Origin of the sequence: Rhodococcus sp. RD6.2 (assembly GCF_001040705.1) — a bacterium.
GTDB lineage: Bacteria > Actinomycetota > Actinomycetes > Mycobacteriales > Mycobacteriaceae > Rhodococcus_G.
In genome coordinates this window covers 337,156-352,443 of sequence record NZ_CVQP01000007.1, presented here as the reverse complement: position 1 = coordinate 352,443, position 15,288 = coordinate 337,156, and the positions used below count along the sequence as shown (strand labels likewise).

The window sequence follows — 15,288 nt, the reverse complement described above, 5'->3', positions numbered from 1 at the left end:
GTCCCGGAAGGGACATGCCGACACGGTGGAGGAACGCTGCCGACCACCCCCGATTACCGGGAGCGGAAGCGAATCGACTCCGACACGTCACAGTTCCCTACGGGAGACGACGTGCGGAGGAGTGCGGCAGCGTGATCAGCTACAGATACCGCGAGGGGAACAACAGAGTTCCCGCGCAAGAGGCAGGCGCGAGCCCAGTGCGGCAGTCACATACGTGACCCGCAAGGGGGAAGGCCGGCCGGAAGTCATGGCGACAAGGTAGCACCCCGTGGAATCTCCCGACAAGACGGGGGAATCGGTCGAATTCTCCTGCACTGGAGGGGAAATACCCGCCACATTCCCCCGTCGCGGAGGGGAAATACCCGCTTCTGCATTCTCCCCGCCGCCCGGGGAAACGAATCACGGTGACCGTAACCCTGTGCCGCACTTCGGCCCTCCGGTTGCATGACACGAAGCCAGCGCCCACCGCGACGACGAAAGGTCCACCATGTCCATCGATTTCGCCTCCAACCCCAGTGCGACGGCCGCGCCGGCCGTCACCAAACTCGGCGCACACATCGGTGCCCGAATCGACGGCATCACTCTCGGCGGCGACCTCGACCCGGCCGGTGTGGCACTGGTTCGCAAGGCACTGCTCGAGCACAAGGTGATCTTCTTCCGCGGCCAGCGCCACCTGACAGAGGAGTCACAGTACGAGTTCGCCCGCCTGCTCGGCGACCCGACCACCGCGCATCCGACCGTCACCTCCAAGGGCGAGAAGATCCTCCCGATCGACTCCGAGTACGGCCGCGCCAACAGCTGGCACACGGACGTCACGTTCGTCGACCGGATCCCGAAGGCGTCGATCCTGCGTGCCGAGGCACTCCCCACCTACGGCGGCTCCACCACGTGGGCATCGAGCACCGCCGCCTACGAGTCGCTGCCGGAACCGCTCAAGGCCCTCGTCGAGAACCTGTGGGCAACCCACACGAACATCTACGACTACTCGTCCCAGACGACGGACGCACTGGACTCGAACACCGAGGAATACCGTCGCGAGTTCCAGTCGACCTACTACGAGACGCAGCACCCCGTGGTCCGTGTGCACCCCGAGACCGGTGAACGCACCCTGCTGCTCGGACATTTCATCAAGAACTTCGTCGGCCTCTCCACCAGCGAGTCCCTGGCACTCTTCCAGCTTCTCCAGGCGCGAGTCACCAAGCTGGAGAACACGACTCGCTGGAACTGGGAGGCCGGAGACGTCGCAATCTGGGACAACCGCGCGACGCAGCACTACGCCATCGACGACTACGACGGCCAGCGTCGTCGCCTCACCCGGATCACCCTCGCCGGCGACGTACCGGTGAACATCCACGGCGAACGCAGCAGGATCGTCACGGGCGACGCCTCGCACTTCTCGTCCATCGACAACCCCGTCCTGGCCGACGCCTGATGACCGTTCCATCACACGCCCGGGGCTACGAGGGCTTCACCGGACGCATCGCCCGCACCGCCGACGACTCGATCCCGTCGTGGCCCGAGGAGAGTTCGGCCACGCCGGGGTCCCCGAACATCGTCGTCATCGTCATCGACGACATGGGATACAGCGACATCGGACCGTTCGGATCCGAGATCGACACACCCAACCTCGACCGTCTCGCCGCCTCGGGTGTGCGGTTGTCGAACTACCACACCACACCGCTGTGCTCACCGTCGCGCGCAGCGTTGCTGACCGGCGTCAACCCGCACCGGGCCGGATACGGCTTCGTCGCGAACGCCGATCCGGGATTCCCCGGACTGCGACTCGAACTGTCCGACGACACCCAGACGCTCCCCGAGATCCTGCGCGCAGGCGGTTACGCGACGTACGCCGTCGGCAAGTGGCATCTGGTGCGCGACGCGAACATTCGACCGGGAGGCAATCGCGACTCGTGGCCGACACAGCGGGGGTTCGACCGCTACTACGGGTCGCTCGAGGGACTGAACTCGTTCTTCCACCCGAATCAGCTGGTGTCGGACAACTCCGCCGTCGACGTCGACGAGTACCCCGAGGGCTACTACCTGACCGACGACCTCACCGACAAGGCCGTCTCCTACCTGCAGGACCTGCGCGCCCACGAGCCCGACAAACCCTTCTTCCTCTACTTCGCACACGTCGCGATGCACGGCCCGTTGCAGGCCAAGGACTCCGACATCGCCAAGTACCGGGGAAAGTACGCCTCCGGCTGGGACACGTTGCGGGAGAAGCGATTCGCCTCCCAGCTGGCGCAGGAACTGTTCCCCGAGGGCACACGGGCCGCACCCCGCAACTCCGAACCCGGATACGACGTCCCCGCGTGGGAGTCGCTGTCCGACGAGCAGCAGCAGCGATTCGCCAGGTACATGGAGGTCTACGCGGCGATGGTCGACTCGGTCGACCAGTCCGTCGGCCGCATTCTCGACACCATCGAGGAACTCGGCGAACTCGACAACACCATCGTCGTGTTCACGTCCGACAACGGTGGCACCGCTGAGGGCGGAGCCGAGGGCACCCGCAGCTACTTCGCGGAGTTCGCGCGCGTCCCGGATCCCGACTGGGTTCGGGACGTGCCGCACGACGAGGAGCTGATCGGGTCCGCGAAGCTGGGCGTGCACTACCCGCGCGGCTGGGGTCAGGTGTCGAACACCCCGTTCCGGTTCTACAAGGGCCAGTCGTTCGCGGGCGGTGTCCGCGTGCCGTTCGTGCTGTCGTGGCCTGCGGGGCTGCCCAGGGGGTCCGAGGACAACGGCGTCCGGGACCAGTTCGCGTACGTCACCGACCTCGCTCCGACGCTGCTCACCCTCGCCCGGGTCACCGTGCCCACCGAGCGGAAGGGCCTGCCCGTCAAGACGTTCGACGGGGTCGACGCGTCTGCGCTGCTGCGCGACCCCTCCGCCGCGAGCGACCACACCGAGCAGTACACGGAGATGGTGGGTAACCGCGGCTTCTACCGGGACGGCTGGAAGCTGCTCGCCCTCCATCCGGGACTGGACGTCGACCGGCCCCAGTGGCAACTGTTCGACGTCCGCACCGATCCCACCGAGATCCACGACGTCGCGGACCGGTACCCGGAGAAGGTCGCCGAACTGGCCGCCGCCTGGGACGACTCGGCGTGGGCGAACACCGTGTTCCCGCTGATCACCCCGGCCGCCCTGTTCACGCGCAGGCCGGCCGAGGCGGCGCTCGCGCGGCCGGTTCGCATCCTGCCCGGCACGCCGACGCTGGAGCGGTACCGCTCGTCGAAGCTGATCTCGTTTCGGGACTTCGACATTCGCGTCGAGCTGTCCGGGCACTCGCCCGGCGCCGAAGGGGGCGGCTCCGCAGGCTTCGCGCCCGGCGCAGAAGGGGGCGGCTCCGCAGGCTTCGCGCCCGGCGCAGAAGGGGGCGGCTCCGCAGGCTTCGCGCCCGGCGACGAGGGCGTCCTGGTCGCGCACGGCGATCCGCAGGGCGGCTACCTGCTGTACGTCGAGGACGGACACCTGGTGTTCGGTGTCAACAGCTACGGCCGCTACACCTCCGTCGACGCCGGACCGCTGCCGACCGGCGCCCGGGTGGTGGAGGTGTCCGCTGTCGTGGCTCCGCGCCTGCGGTGGGACTTCACCATCCGCGTCGACGGCGCTCCCGCCGCCGAACTGCTCGGACAGGTGCAGCTCGTCGGGATGGCGCCGTGGACCGGCATCTCGGTCGGGGTCGACGCCCGTGGGCCGGTGTCGTGGGATCTGCGCGAGCGTCGCGGACCGTTCCGCTACACGGGCGGTCTTACGGCCGTGACCTACTCCCCTGGCCCGATCGGTGTCCCGCCCGCGGCGGTCGAGGCGATCGAGCGCGAGGCCGAGTTCGCCGCCGACTGAGGCACCTGCGCCGCTCGTGCGTTTTTCCGGGTCTCCAGACCCGTGAACCGCGCACGAGCGGCGGAGCCGCCTAGGGTGAGGACATGACCATTTCGCCTGATGCACAAGTCGCCGTCGTCACCGGAGCGAGCTCGGGAATCGGCGAGGCCACTGCCCGGACGCTCGCCGCGCAGGGCTTCCACGTCGTCGTCGGCGCCCGCCGCCTCGACCGCCTCGAACGCCTCGCGAACGACATCGGCGGCACCGCACTCGAACTGGACGTCACCGACGAGGACTCCGTCGACGCGTTCGCCGCGGTCCTGCCGCGCGTCGACGTCCTGGTCAACAACGCGGGCGGCGCCAAGGGCCTGTCCACCGTCCTCGACGCCGACCTGAACGACTGGCGCTGGATGTGGGAAACCAACGTCCTCGGCACCCTGCGCGTGACCAAGGCACTGCTGCCCAAGCTGATCGAGTCGGGCGACGGACTGATCATCACGATCACGTCCATCGCGGCGCTCGAGGCGTACGACAACGGGTCCGGCTACACCACCGCAAAGCACGCCCAGGCCGTGCTGCACCGGACACTGCGCGGCGAACTGCTCGGGCAACCGGTGCGGCTCACCGAAATCGCGCCCGGCGCCGTCGAGACCGAGTTCTCCCTCGTCCGTTTCGACGGCGACGAAGAGCGCGCCGCGAAGGTGTACGAGGGCATCACCCCGCTCGTCGCAGCCGACGTCGCCGAGGTGATCGGGTTCGTCGCGACCCGACCCTCGCACGTGAATCTCGACCAGATCGTCATGAAGCCACGCGACCAGGCGTCGGCCGGCCGGTTCTCCCGCACCTAGCCATGCAGCGCGAACTGACGCCCGGCGACCTCCTCGACGGGCACGGCCGACTCGGGCAGGCCGGCTGGTCCAGGTCCGAGGTGCGCCGGTACGACCGGAGTGCTGTCGCCGCGAGCCGGCTGCGCATCAAGGAATGGGACTACTACTGCGTCCTGACCCCGGATCACGGGCTGGCGCTGACCGTCGCCGACAACGGGTACATGGGTCTGCTGGGGGTGTCGTGGCTGGACTTCGCTGCACGCACCGAGGTCACCGAGAACGTGATGACGCCGTTCCCACTGGGGCGGATGCGTCTGCCCGCGAGCGCGGACACCGGCGACGTCCTGGCCGCGCACCGCGGGCTGCGGATCGAGTACCGGCACACCGCGGCGGGCCGCATCCTCACCGTCGACCATCCCGGTTTCGACGACGGCCGCGGCCTGCACGGTGAACTGGTCCTCGCGCAGCCGTCGATGGACCGGATGGTGATCGCGACCCCGTTCCCCGACGCACCGAAGGCGTTCTACTACAACCAGAAGATCAACTGCCTGCCCGCGAGCGGCACGATCACGGTCGGTGAGCAGTCCGTCCGCTTCGAGCCGGACAGCGCATTCGGCGTCTTCGACTGGGGTCGCGGCGTGTGGACGTACGACAACACCTGGTACTGGGGTTCGGCATCCGGCGTCGTCGACGGCAGGCCGTTCGGCTTCAACATCGGGTACGGCTTCGGCGACACCTCCGCCGCCACCGAGAACATCGTCTTCGTCGGCGGGGTCGCCCACAAGCTGGACGCGGTGACGTTCCACCTGCCGCCGGGAACCGACGACGGCGGCCCGTACGACGACTCGGACTGGACCTTCACCAGCAACGACGGACGCTTCGAGATGACGTTCACGCCGATCCTCGACCGCGCCGCGACGACCGACCTGAAGGTCCTCGCGTCGATCCAGCACCAGGTGTTCGGCCGCTACTCGGGTCACGTCGTCCTGGACGACGGCAGTCGCGTCGAGGTCCGCGACCTGCTCGGGTTCGCCGAACAGGTCCGCAACCGCTGGTGATCCCCCGCGTCACCCCAGGGTGAGGGGTGTCAGCGGGAGGGGAGGGCGGCGGCCGTGTCGTTGCCCGCGGGCAGTGCGGACATCGACTTCCAGGTCTCCCAGTCGAACGCCCAGTCGTAGATGTCGCCGTCGGCGGGCGACAGGTCGATGCGGGTGCCGGTCACCTCGACGGGGTCGCCGTACATCGCCGTCCCGAAGTACTCCTCGGCGTCGGACAGCGACAGGTTGATGCACCCGTTGGTGACGTTCGCCGACCCCTGGACGCCGGTCGTCGCGGGGTTCGCGTGGATGAACTCACCGTTGTTCGAGATCCGCACCGCCCAGCGTTCGCGGACGTTCTCGTAATACGGCGGGTTCGACATCAGGAAGTCCTCGTGCATCTCGGTGACGACGTGCACGCCGCTGCGCGTGACATTGCGATCCTCGTTGCCTTCGCCGTAGCTGACGGGAATGTCCATGATCGTCGCGCCGTCCCGGACCACCTGCATGCGGTGGCTGGTGGCGTCGGCCTTCACGATCTGGCTGCGGCCGATCGTGAAGTCGAGGGTGAAGTCGGACTCTCCGTACGCGCCGTCGCCGTAGTCCGTGCCGTACAGGTTGCCTGCGACGTGGACGGTGGTTCCCGGCGTCCAGTAGTTCTTCGGACGCCAGTGCACACGGGACCCGCCGTCGTCGGCGAGCCACGCCCACGACCCGACGGTCGGCGGGTTGGTGGTGATGGACAGGGACTTCTCGACTGCAGCCTTGTCCGCGACGGGCGCGTCGAACTTGAGGATGACGGGGGCGGCGATGCCGACCTCCTGCCCGTCCGCGATGTAGGTGGTCACCGAGGTGACGGACTCCGGCTCGACCGTCGTGAACGACCCGTCGACCGGCGTGGTGTCGCCGTCGGTGCCGACGGCGGTCCCGGACCAGGTGTACGTGGCGCCGTAGCCGAGCGGTTCGGTGACGGTGTACGTGCTCCGATCCGACGACAGCGTGCCCTGCACGACCTTGCCCGCCGGGCTGGTGAGCGCGACGTTCTGCAGGGTTCCGCCGGATGCGGTGACGCTGACCGGCGCGGAGGGTGCGACATCGGATGCGCCGACGGCCGGCTCCTGGGTAACGGTGACCGTGGCGTCGGGTTCCTGCTGCGCGACCGGCCCGGCAGCGCCGCCGTTGGAGCAGCCCGCGACCAGCGCGACCAGCGCGGTCAGCAGAGCCAGCAGTGCGAGGACAGCCCGCCCTCGTGTCCGATTCGTCCGTTTACCCCGTGTAGCCACGCACTCCACGGTACCGACGCCGCAGGTGTGCTCGGCGTCACAACCTGGGGATACCCGGCGAGACGACGGTTCAGACCGTGCAGCCGACCGTCACCGGTTCCGGCTCCAACCGCACCCCGAACGCGTCCTGCACCCCGGCCCGCACCTCGCGAGCGAGTGCCAGCACGTCACCCGCAGCCGCGGCGCCGCGATTCGTCAACGCCAGCGTGTGCTTCGTCGACAACCGGGCCGCCGCAGCGGGACCCGGATACCCCTTCGCGAATCCCGCGCGCTCGATCAACCAGCCCGCCGACAGCTTGACGCCGCCGTCCGCGGGGAACTGCGGAACCGGGACATCACCCACCCGCGCCGAGATCGCGTCCAACACCGCGGGCAACTGCCCGTCTGGGACCACCGGATTGGTGAAGAAGGAGCCCGCGCTCCATGTGTCGTGGTCGGTCCCGTCGAGGACCATGCCCTTGCCCGCGCGCAACCCGAGAACCACCTCGCGCACCTCCGCCGCGCGGCGACGCTCGCCCTCGGCCGCGCCGAGCGCGGACGCCAGTTCCCGGTAGCGCAGGGGCGCGCTGAGCCCGTCCTCGGTCGCGGTGAACTCGACAGCGAGGACGACGGCGGTGTCCGTGTGCTTGAGCATGCTGGTGCGATAGCCCAGTCCGAGTGCGTCGGGCCGCACCCAGCGCACCTCCCCCGACGCCCGGTCGAGCAACTGCACCCGCCGCAGCAGCGACGACACCTCGACGCCGTAGGCACCGACGTTCTGCACCGGTGTCGCGCCCGCGGACCCCGGGATCCCGGCCAGGCACTCGAGCCCGCCGAGTCCCCCGGCCACCGAGCGCGCGACGACCTCGTCCCAGACGGCGCCTGCCTCGGCGGACACCACCTCACCGTCGAGCCGGATGGCGTCGTTCGCGACCCGGACGACGACCGCGTCGACCCCGGAGTCGTCGACGAGCAGGTTGGATCCGCCGCCCAGAATCAGCACGGGCACCCGCGCAGCATCGAGGGCACGGACAACGGAGACGAGTGTGTCGGTGGAGCGGCAGGTCAGCATGGCGTGTGCAGGACCCCCGACACGCAGCGTCGTCAGCTGCGACATCGGCGTGTCCATGTCCAGTTCGGCGCCGTACTCGGCTGCCACGTCCTCCGCTACCCGCACGGGTGCACACGGTAGCGTGCCGAACATGGCGCGCCGTATTCCGCATTCGGTCAGTTACCCACAGTCGGTCACCGACGTGCACGCCGCGCTGACCGACGAACGATACTGGCGCGATCGGATCGCCGAGGTCGGCGGCGACAACGCCCGCCTCGACCGGATCGAGGTCGGCGACGGCACGGTGTCCGTCGAGATGACGCAGTCGATCCCCGCCGAGCACCTGCCTGCGGTCGTGACGAAGATCCGGCCGGGCGATCTCGAGATCGTGCGCACCGAAGCGTGGGAGGAGCTCGACGGGGAGCGCGCGACCGGCACGGTCACCGCGCGGGTGACGGGACTGCCGGGCGAGCTGACGGGCACGGTGACTCTGTCGCCTGCGGGCACCGGGTCCACCGTCGCGCTCGACGGCGAGGTGCGGGTTCCGCTTCCGCTAATCGGTGGCAAGGTCGAGGCGGTGATCGCCGACCGGATCACCGAGATCTTCGAACACGAGGATGCGTTCACGTCCGGCTGGCTGAGCCTTCGTGAGTAACCGCACAAACATGTAATCTGCCCGACTATGTCACGCCGAATCGAACTCACCCTCACCTACAACGCGCCCGCAGCCGCAGTCCACAGCGCTCTCACCAACCGCGACTTCTGGTTGGGCCGACTCGAGAAGAGCGCCGACAACGGCGTCACCCTCGATCACCTGAACGGCGGCGACGGCACCGTCGACGTCTCGATCAGCCAGGTGCTGGACAAGGACGCGCTGCCCGCGCTGGTGTCGAAGGCCGTCAAGGGCGACCTGGTCCTCACCCGCGGCGAAGCATGGGGTCCGTTCGAGAACGGCCAGGCCAACGGCACTTTCACCGTCACCACCACCGGTCTCCCCATCACCGCGAAGGGTTCCGCTGTCCTCACCGATGCCGGCGCCCAGTCGACGCTGACCCTCGAGGGTGACGTCGAGGTCGCGATCAAGCTGATCGGCGGCGCGATCGAGGGCATGGTCGCCGACCAGGTCACCGACATCCTGCGCCGCGACCAGGAAGCCATCGAGGGGTGGGTCGCCGCCAACGCCTGAGCGTTCCCGCGCACCTGATCGGGCGTGCATGCGCCCGCTCAGGTCAGGCAAGCCCCCTTCGGAATCGTTGTGGTCGATGCGTGCCGAGCCGGTAACCTCCCGTTCATGGCTCGCCGCATCGACTACTCCGCTCGCTACACCCACTCGACAGAGGAGGTGTACTCCGCGCTGTCCAACCGGGACTACTGGGAGGCGCGGATGATCGAACTGCGGAAGTTCTCGGACAACGAGGTCGAGTCGTTCGAGGTGACCGAGGACGGCATCGACCTCGTGTTCAATCACCTCATTCCGCGCAGCGCACTGCCCGACGCCGCCCAGTCCGTGATGAAGAAGGACATGGTCATCACGCGTAAGGAGCGGTACAGCGCGTTCGGTGAAACCGTCACCGGCACCTACGAGGCCTCGATCCCGGCGGGACCGGGAAGCCTCAAGGGCACCATGTCGCTGTTCGCCACCGACTCCGGGTCGACCATGCGAACGTCCTCCGAGGCAAAGGTGTTCATCCCCTTCATCGGCGGCAAGCTCGAGCAGTTGATGCTGGTCAACGTGGTCGACCTGCTTCGTACCGAGGCCAGGGTCACCTCGGACTGGCTCGCCCAGCAGTAGTCCGTTTCTCGGATCTCCCGGCATGAACCGCGTCGCCAGACCCGACGGTGTGATCACCCGCGGCACGACGGGGATCAACCGTCTGCGTCGCAGTGACCGCTGGCTGACGCACCGGCCCCAGGTCGTCGACCTGCTTCACTGCGCCCCGAACCCCCTGGTCGTCGACCTCGGCTACGGCGCACGCCCCGACACCACCTTCGAACTGGCGTCCCGATTGCGGACTGTGCGGCCGGACCTGCGGGTCGTCGGCCTCGAGATCGACCCGGACCGCGTGGTCGAGGGTCGTGACGGCGTCAGCTTTGCACGCGGCGGATTCGAACTCGCAGGCCTCCAGCCGGTTCTGGTCCGCGCGTTCAACGTCCTGCGTCAGTACCCGGAGGACGCCGTGGCGGGGGCCTGGTCGAAGATCCGATCGTCACTGGCACCCGGCGGTCTGCTCGTCGACGGCACCTGCGACGAACTCGGTCGCCGCTGCGCATGGGTGCTCGTCGACGCGCAGGGCCCGCAGTCGTTGACGCTGGCGTGGGACCCGTTCGACGTCGAGCGGCCCGGCGACGTGGCCGAACGTCTTCCGAAGGCGTTGATCCATCGCAACGTTCCCGGCGAGGGCGTGCACGGACTGCTTCGCTCGGCGGACCGGGCGTGGGCGACGGCGGCACCGCACGCGCCGTTCGGTCCGCGGGTGCGGTGGCGAGCGGCCCTGGACCTGTTGCGCGACGAGGGCATTCCGGTGGAGGTGCCGAGGCGGAGGCTGCGGGACAACGTGCTGACCGTCCCCTGGTCGGTGGTCGCACCCTCCTGAGTTTCGCTACCGGGCGGTCAGGCCCAGGCCGACAGCGCGCGCCGCACCCGTTGCCGCACACGGGGCGTGCTGCCGTCCGAGCCGGCCTGGAGTTCGTCGCGGTCGAGACGCCCGATCGCAAGACCGTCGCCGACGACCTCGTCGAGCACCCACTGAGAGACGCCACCTTCCGCGAGGTCGAGAACCGTACGCAGCGGGGTGGTGATCCGGAAGGCGCCGGTGTGCTCGGTGTCCCCGGCGCCGAGGTCGTGGTGGTGCACCGCGACGCGGTCGAGCCGCAGGTGTGCCTCTTCCGATGCCGTCACGTGCAGAAAGCTCGGATGCAGGTGACCGAGTCCGTGGAGCTCCGCCGCGCTCTGATGGGAGACGACCGCGCCGTCGAGGCGGACGCAGCAGCGCGCCACGTCGTCCAGGTCGCCCGATCTCCAGGGGGCGAGCCGGAACAGACCGGGGTCGGGCTGGGACCAACTGCCTGCGACGACGGCGTCCGCCATCTCCTCGGCCGAGTACCCGCAGGACCGCGCCTGCCCGGCGGTGAAGTAGCCGTCCTGAACCCCGGCCCGCTCACGCAGGGCGCGTTCGCGTAGGTCTGACTCACGAGTCTCGTCCATGCGGACAGCGTACGGCCAAAATGTGTTACACGTCACATTCGAGCCGGAGTGGCGGATTCCACACGCTTTCTTCGGGTGAGTTCTCAGAAGCGACACAGGAAACTCGGGAAGAATCCGACGAATGGCTTCCACCACGACCGCCCCCACCGCGAGCGCCCGACCCAAGCGCAGTCGCGCCCTGATCGTCGCCCTCGTCGTGATCGTCGCGCTCGTCGCCGTCCTGATCGGCGGCGAACTGTACGTTCGCCACAACGTCAAGCAGTGCATGGCCGATCAGTTCGAAAGCCAACTCGGATCTCAGGTCGACGTCGGACTCAGCGCCAAACCGGTACTGCTGCAGGCGATCGACAAGAGCGTTCCGCACATCACCATCGACAGCGACGACTCCAGCTTTGGACCCGCGAAGGACATGCGCGTCCACGCCAGGGTCAACGACATCGACCTCACCACCAGCGAGACGTCCGGCGGCACCATCGGAAGCTCGACCGCCGACATCGACTGGTCCTCCGACGGGATCGCCGCGACCATCGCGGCTCAACCGTTCGGCACGCTCGTCACCGGCGTCACCACCGACCCGACGGCGGGAACGATCCGGTTCGCACTGCTCGGCAACCTCGCCGAACTGACGGTGCAGCCGACGATCTCGGGCGGCGTCGTGCACGTGGAGACGATCGGTGCGGAACTGTTCGGGCTCGGTCTGCCGACCGACCTGGTCAGCGGCGTCGTCGACATCCTCACCACCAGCCTGCAGACGTTCCCGCTCGGCATGACCGCCCAGTCGCTGACGGTCACGGACAGCGGACTTCAGCTGTCACTGGCCGGCGGCCAGTACACGATGCCCGCTCCCGAACCGGGCGCACAGGCACCGGAGGGCTGCTCGGTCCTGATGTAGTTCAGTCCCGAACACGCCGGTCAGTCGGGGAACCCGTCCAGCACAGCGCGGGTCCCCGACAGACCGAGCCGGGTGGCGCCCGCGTCCAGCATCGCGCGGGCGGCGTCGGCGGTGCGGATGCCGCCGCTCGCCTTGACCCCGAGCCTGCCGCCGACGGTCTTGGCCATCAACCGGACCGCGTCGACCGTGGCACCGCCCGCCGGATGGAAGCCGGTGGACGTCTTGACGAAGTTCGCGCCGGCGCGCTCCGCGGCCAGGCAGCACTCGACGATCGCCTCGTCGGACAGGGCCGCGGTCTCGAGGATCACCTTGAGCACCGTCGACTCCGCGATGCCCTCCCGCACGGTCAGGATGTCGGCGAGCACCGCGTTGTAGTCACCTGCGACGGCGGCGCCGACGTCGATGACCATGTCGACCTCGTCGGCGCCCTGCTGCACCGCCAGCCTCGCCTCGGCGCCCTTGACCAGCGAATGGTGCTTGCCGGACGGGAAGCCCGCGACGACGGCGACCCGCATCCCCGCCGCGCGCAGCGGGAGCATCGACGGGGAGACGCACACGGCATACACGCCCAGCTCACGTGCCTCCTGGACCAGTGCGGCGACGTCGGCGGGCGTCGCTTCGGGCTTGAGGAGCGTGTGGTCGACCGTCGCGGCGACCGCGGCGCGGGTGAGGGTGTCCGACATGGGTCGAGCTTGGCACAGCGCCTCACCCCGAGCACGGACAGGGAGTATTGCGGTTGCCGACGCCACCGACGGTTGTCGACACTGGTGCCCATGCTGATTCGCCGCGAACGCCCCGCCGACGTCGACGCCGTCGCCGACGTGCACCGAGCTGCCTTCGCCCACGAGACTCCCCCCGGCGCGACCGAACCGGTCGAGGTGGCGCTCGTCGAGGCGCTTCGCCGCTCGGACGCCTGGATCCCCGCCCTGGCGCTGGTCGCCGAGGACACCGCGGGCGCCGTCGTCGGTCACGTGTGCCTGACCCGCGCGACCGTCGGCGGCAGATCCGCGTTGGCACTCGGTCCGATCGGGGTGCTCCCCGACCGCCAGCACACCGGTGTCGGGTCCGCGCTGATGCACGCGAGCCTCGGTGGCGCGGATGCGCTGGGAGCGACTCTGGTCGCACTGCTCGGCCACCTCGACTACTACCCGCGTTTCGGGTTCGTGCCGGGCGCGTCACTGTCTGTCGATCCGGGAGTTCCGGAGTGGGTCAGCCACTTCCAGGTCCGCCCCCTCGACGCCTACACCTCGGACGTGATCGGCGAGTTCCGGTACGCGCAGCCCTTCTACGACCTGTAGACGGTCCGGCGTCGGGCGCGCTGCGGGTCTACCCTTACGACATGAGCGACTCCGCCCGGGTGGCGGCACGGCAGTCCGACGAACGTGCGGGCGTCACCGACGACAGTGCGAGCGTTGCCGAGCAGCTTGCCGTGGTGTTCGACGCCGGAGCCCGCGAGTTCGACAGGCTGACGCCGACGGTGTGGGGACCTGCTGGGCAGGCGTTGGCGTTCCAGTTGCGGCTGCGCCCCGGGGACACGGTGCTCGACGTGTGCGCAGGCGCAGGCGCGTCGGCGATTCCGGCGGCCGCCGCGGTCGGACCGACCGGCCTCGTCCACGCCGTCGATGTCGCCGACGACCTGCTCGAACTCGGCAGGGTGACCGCCTCCGACCGGGCGCTGCGCAACATCGAGTTCGTCCGCGCCGACGCGACACGGTGGGAGCCACCGAGCAACGTCCCGGGCGGCCGGTACGACGTGCTGTCCTGCTCGTACGGCATCTTCTTCCTGCCGCATCCGAATCACGCCACGGCCCGGCTGCTGCAGCTGCTTCGTCCGGTTGCGCGGGTCGGCATGACGGTGTGGCGGCGCGGCGCCCTCGAGCAGGTCACCCGCGCCTACTTCGACGCTGTCGCCCGGCACGTGCCCGACACGCCGCGGGCAGGACGCCCGTCGACGCTGGAACTGTTCGACACCCCGGACGCGTTGCGGGCGTGGCTGTCCCGGTTCGGCGCGGCGTCGGTCGAGGTGAACGAGTTGTCGAACCTGATTCCTCTGTCCCCCGAGTTCGCGTGGGACCTGGTGCTCGGCAGTGCATTGCGGGCGCCACTGCTGCCACTGGGCCCCGACGTCGTGGAGGCGGTGCGACTCGAGTACCTGTCGCTACTGACCGAACGAGACGTCGAGGTGGTGGACGCGAGCACCCTGGTCGCGACGGCCGTCGTCGTGCGCTGACAACCTCCGACGAGACATTCGTGCGGTCCGGACTCGGGCCAGCAGCGCACCTGCCAGACTGTCGGGCATGAGTACGCCCTCCCGTGACGACGACCGTCGCTATGTCCTCACCCTCGGCACACCCGATCGGACCGGCATCGTGGCCCGCATCTCGACGTTCCTTGCCGAGGTCGGCGGTTCCATCGTCGAGGCCGCGTACCACGCCGATCAGGACTCGGGCTGGTTCTTCACCCGGCAGGCGGTGCGGGCGTCGTCGATCGATCTGAGCCTGGGCGAACTGCGCGAGCGGTTCGCCGCGGTCGCCGCCGAACTCGGACCGGACACGGAGTGGACGCTGCACGACACCGGCATCCGCAAACGGATCGTCCTCCTGGTCAGCAAGGAGGGGCACTGCCTGCACGACCTACTGGGACGCGTCGCGGGCGGCGAACTGTCGGTGGACGTCGCCGCGGTGATCGGCAACCATCCCGACCTCGAGGAGGTCACCCGCAGGCACGGCATCGACTTCCACTACGTGTCGTTCCCGAAGGACCCCGCCGAGCGTGGTCCCGCATTCGAGCAGATCCGCAAGCTCGTCGACGCCCACGATCCGAACGCCGTGGTGCTGGCCCGCTTCATGCAGGTGCTGCCACCGGAACTGTGCGACCACTGGGCAGGCCGGGCGATCAACATCCACCACAGCTTCCTGCCGTCGTTCGTCGGCGCCCGCCCGTACCACCAGGCGTTCACCCGGGGGGTGAAGCTGATCGGCGCCACCTGCCACTACGTGACCGCCGAGCTCGACGCGGGCCCGATCATCGAGCAGGACGTGATCCGCGTCGACCACGCCGACGAGGTGCGCGACATGGTGCGTCTCGGCCGCGACATCGAGAAGCTGGTCCTGGCCCGTGGGCTCCGCTGGCATCTGGAGGACCGCGTTCTCGTCCACGGACGCAAGACCGTCGTCTTCAGCTGAG

16 protein-coding genes are annotated in these 15,288 nt (G+C 69.0%); 12 read left to right on the top strand and 4 right to left on the bottom strand.

Going from position 1 to position 15,288, the window contains the following annotated elements:
• Positions 1–487 precede the first annotated feature (487 nt).
• The 4 genes from RHCRD62_RS15315 (at position 488) to RHCRD62_RS15300 (ending at position 5,713) form a co-directional block, all read left to right on the top strand.
• Positions 488–1,432, top strand: a complete 945-nt coding sequence (locus RHCRD62_RS15315) for a TauD/TfdA dioxygenase family protein (RefSeq protein WP_050065569.1) — start codon at positions 488–490, stop codon at positions 1,430–1,432.
• Positions 1,432–3,849: an arylsulfatase gene (locus tag RHCRD62_RS15310; RefSeq protein ID WP_050065568.1), complete on the top strand. Its 2,418-nt coding sequence runs from the start codon at positions 1,432–1,434 to the stop codon at positions 3,847–3,849. Before RHCRD62_RS15315 ends, RHCRD62_RS15310 begins: the two co-directional genes overlap by 1 nt.
• Positions 3,850–3,932: 83 nt before the next feature.
• Positions 3,933–4,676: an SDR family NAD(P)-dependent oxidoreductase gene (locus tag RHCRD62_RS15305; protein ID WP_050065567.1), complete on the top strand. Its 744-nt coding sequence runs from the start codon at positions 3,933–3,935 to the stop codon at positions 4,674–4,676.
• Between the two features lie 2 nt (positions 4,677–4,678).
• Positions 4,679–5,713, top strand: a complete 1,035-nt coding sequence (locus RHCRD62_RS15300) for a DUF2804 domain-containing protein (protein WP_050065566.1) — start codon at positions 4,679–4,681, stop codon at positions 5,711–5,713.
• Positions 5,714–5,742: 29 nt separating this feature from the next.
• Here the strand turns inward: RHCRD62_RS15300 and RHCRD62_RS15295 are convergent, their stop codons facing one another.
• On the bottom strand, positions 5,743–6,975 hold the full coding sequence (locus RHCRD62_RS15295) for a L,D-transpeptidase (RefSeq protein WP_157050943.1): 1,233 nt from the start codon (positions 6,973–6,975) through the stop codon (positions 5,743–5,745).
• A 70-nt stretch (positions 6,976–7,045) separates the two neighbouring features.
• Positions 7,046–8,158, bottom strand: a complete 1,113-nt coding sequence (locus tag RHCRD62_RS15290) for a UDP-N-acetylmuramate dehydrogenase (RefSeq protein ID WP_084734286.1) — start codon at positions 8,156–8,158, stop codon at positions 7,046–7,048.
• On the opposite strand from RHCRD62_RS15290, the gene RHCRD62_RS15285 reads away from it, so the two are divergent.
• The 4 genes from RHCRD62_RS15285 to RHCRD62_RS15270 all read left to right on the top strand — a co-directional run bounded on the left by RHCRD62_RS15285 (position 8,157) and on the right by RHCRD62_RS15270 (position 10,599).
• Positions 8,157–8,660 (top strand): DUF2505 domain-containing protein, encoded by a 504-nt coding sequence (locus RHCRD62_RS15285; protein WP_050065564.1) that lies wholly within the window; start codon positions 8,157–8,159, stop codon positions 8,658–8,660. The two genes, RHCRD62_RS15290 and RHCRD62_RS15285, sit on opposite strands and share 2 nt — an antisense overlap.
• 27 nt (positions 8,661–8,687) lie before the next feature.
• On the top strand, positions 8,688–9,191 hold the full coding sequence (locus RHCRD62_RS15280; protein WP_050065563.1) for a DUF2505 domain-containing protein: 504 nt from the start codon (positions 8,688–8,690) through the stop codon (positions 9,189–9,191).
• 105 nt (positions 9,192–9,296) lie between these two features.
• Positions 9,297–9,797: a DUF2505 domain-containing protein gene (locus RHCRD62_RS15275; protein WP_050065562.1), complete on the top strand. Its 501-nt coding sequence runs from the start codon at positions 9,297–9,299 to the stop codon at positions 9,795–9,797.
• Between the two features lie 22 nt (positions 9,798–9,819).
• Entirely contained in the window at positions 9,820–10,599 is a 780-nt protein-coding gene (locus RHCRD62_RS15270; protein WP_050065561.1) for a class I SAM-dependent methyltransferase, read from the top strand.
• A 17-nt stretch (positions 10,600–10,616) separates the two neighbouring features.
• Here RHCRD62_RS15270 and RHCRD62_RS15265 read toward each other — a convergent pair whose 3' ends face one another.
• Positions 10,617–11,210, bottom strand: coding sequence for a type IV toxin-antitoxin system AbiEi family antitoxin domain-containing protein (locus RHCRD62_RS15265; RefSeq protein WP_050065560.1), 594 nt, complete (start codon positions 11,208–11,210; stop codon positions 10,617–10,619).
• A gap of 121 nt (positions 11,211–11,331) precedes the next feature.
• Here RHCRD62_RS15265 and RHCRD62_RS15260 point away from each other — a divergent pair, with 121 nt between their 5' ends.
• Positions 11,332–12,102: an LmeA family phospholipid-binding protein gene (locus tag RHCRD62_RS15260; protein ID WP_050065559.1), complete on the top strand. Its 771-nt coding sequence runs from the start codon at positions 11,332–11,334 to the stop codon at positions 12,100–12,102.
• Between the two features lie 20 nt (positions 12,103–12,122).
• Here the strand turns inward: RHCRD62_RS15260 and deoC are convergent, their stop codons facing one another.
• Positions 12,123–12,785 (bottom strand): deoxyribose-phosphate aldolase, encoded by a 663-nt coding sequence (deoC, locus tag RHCRD62_RS15255; RefSeq protein ID WP_050065558.1) that lies wholly within the window; start codon positions 12,783–12,785, stop codon positions 12,123–12,125.
• Between the two features lie 90 nt (positions 12,786–12,875).
• Between deoC and RHCRD62_RS15250 the strand changes: the two genes are divergently transcribed.
• From RHCRD62_RS15250 to purU, 3 genes are all read left to right on the top strand, one after another.
• The gene (locus RHCRD62_RS15250) at positions 12,876–13,400 is read left to right on the top strand and encodes a GNAT family N-acetyltransferase (protein WP_050065557.1); all 525 of its coding nucleotides are present in this window, start codon (positions 12,876–12,878) and stop codon (positions 13,398–13,400) included.
• Positions 13,401–13,441: 41 nt separating this feature from the next.
• Positions 13,442–14,332, top strand: a complete 891-nt coding sequence (locus RHCRD62_RS15245) for a class I SAM-dependent methyltransferase (RefSeq protein WP_084734285.1) — start codon at positions 13,442–13,444, stop codon at positions 14,330–14,332.
• A gap of 67 nt (positions 14,333–14,399) precedes the next feature.
• The gene (gene purU, locus RHCRD62_RS15240) at positions 14,400–15,287 is read left to right on the top strand and encodes a formyltetrahydrofolate deformylase (RefSeq protein WP_050065556.1); all 888 of its coding nucleotides are present in this window, start codon (positions 14,400–14,402) and stop codon (positions 15,285–15,287) included.
• Position 15,288 lies beyond the last annotated feature (1 nt).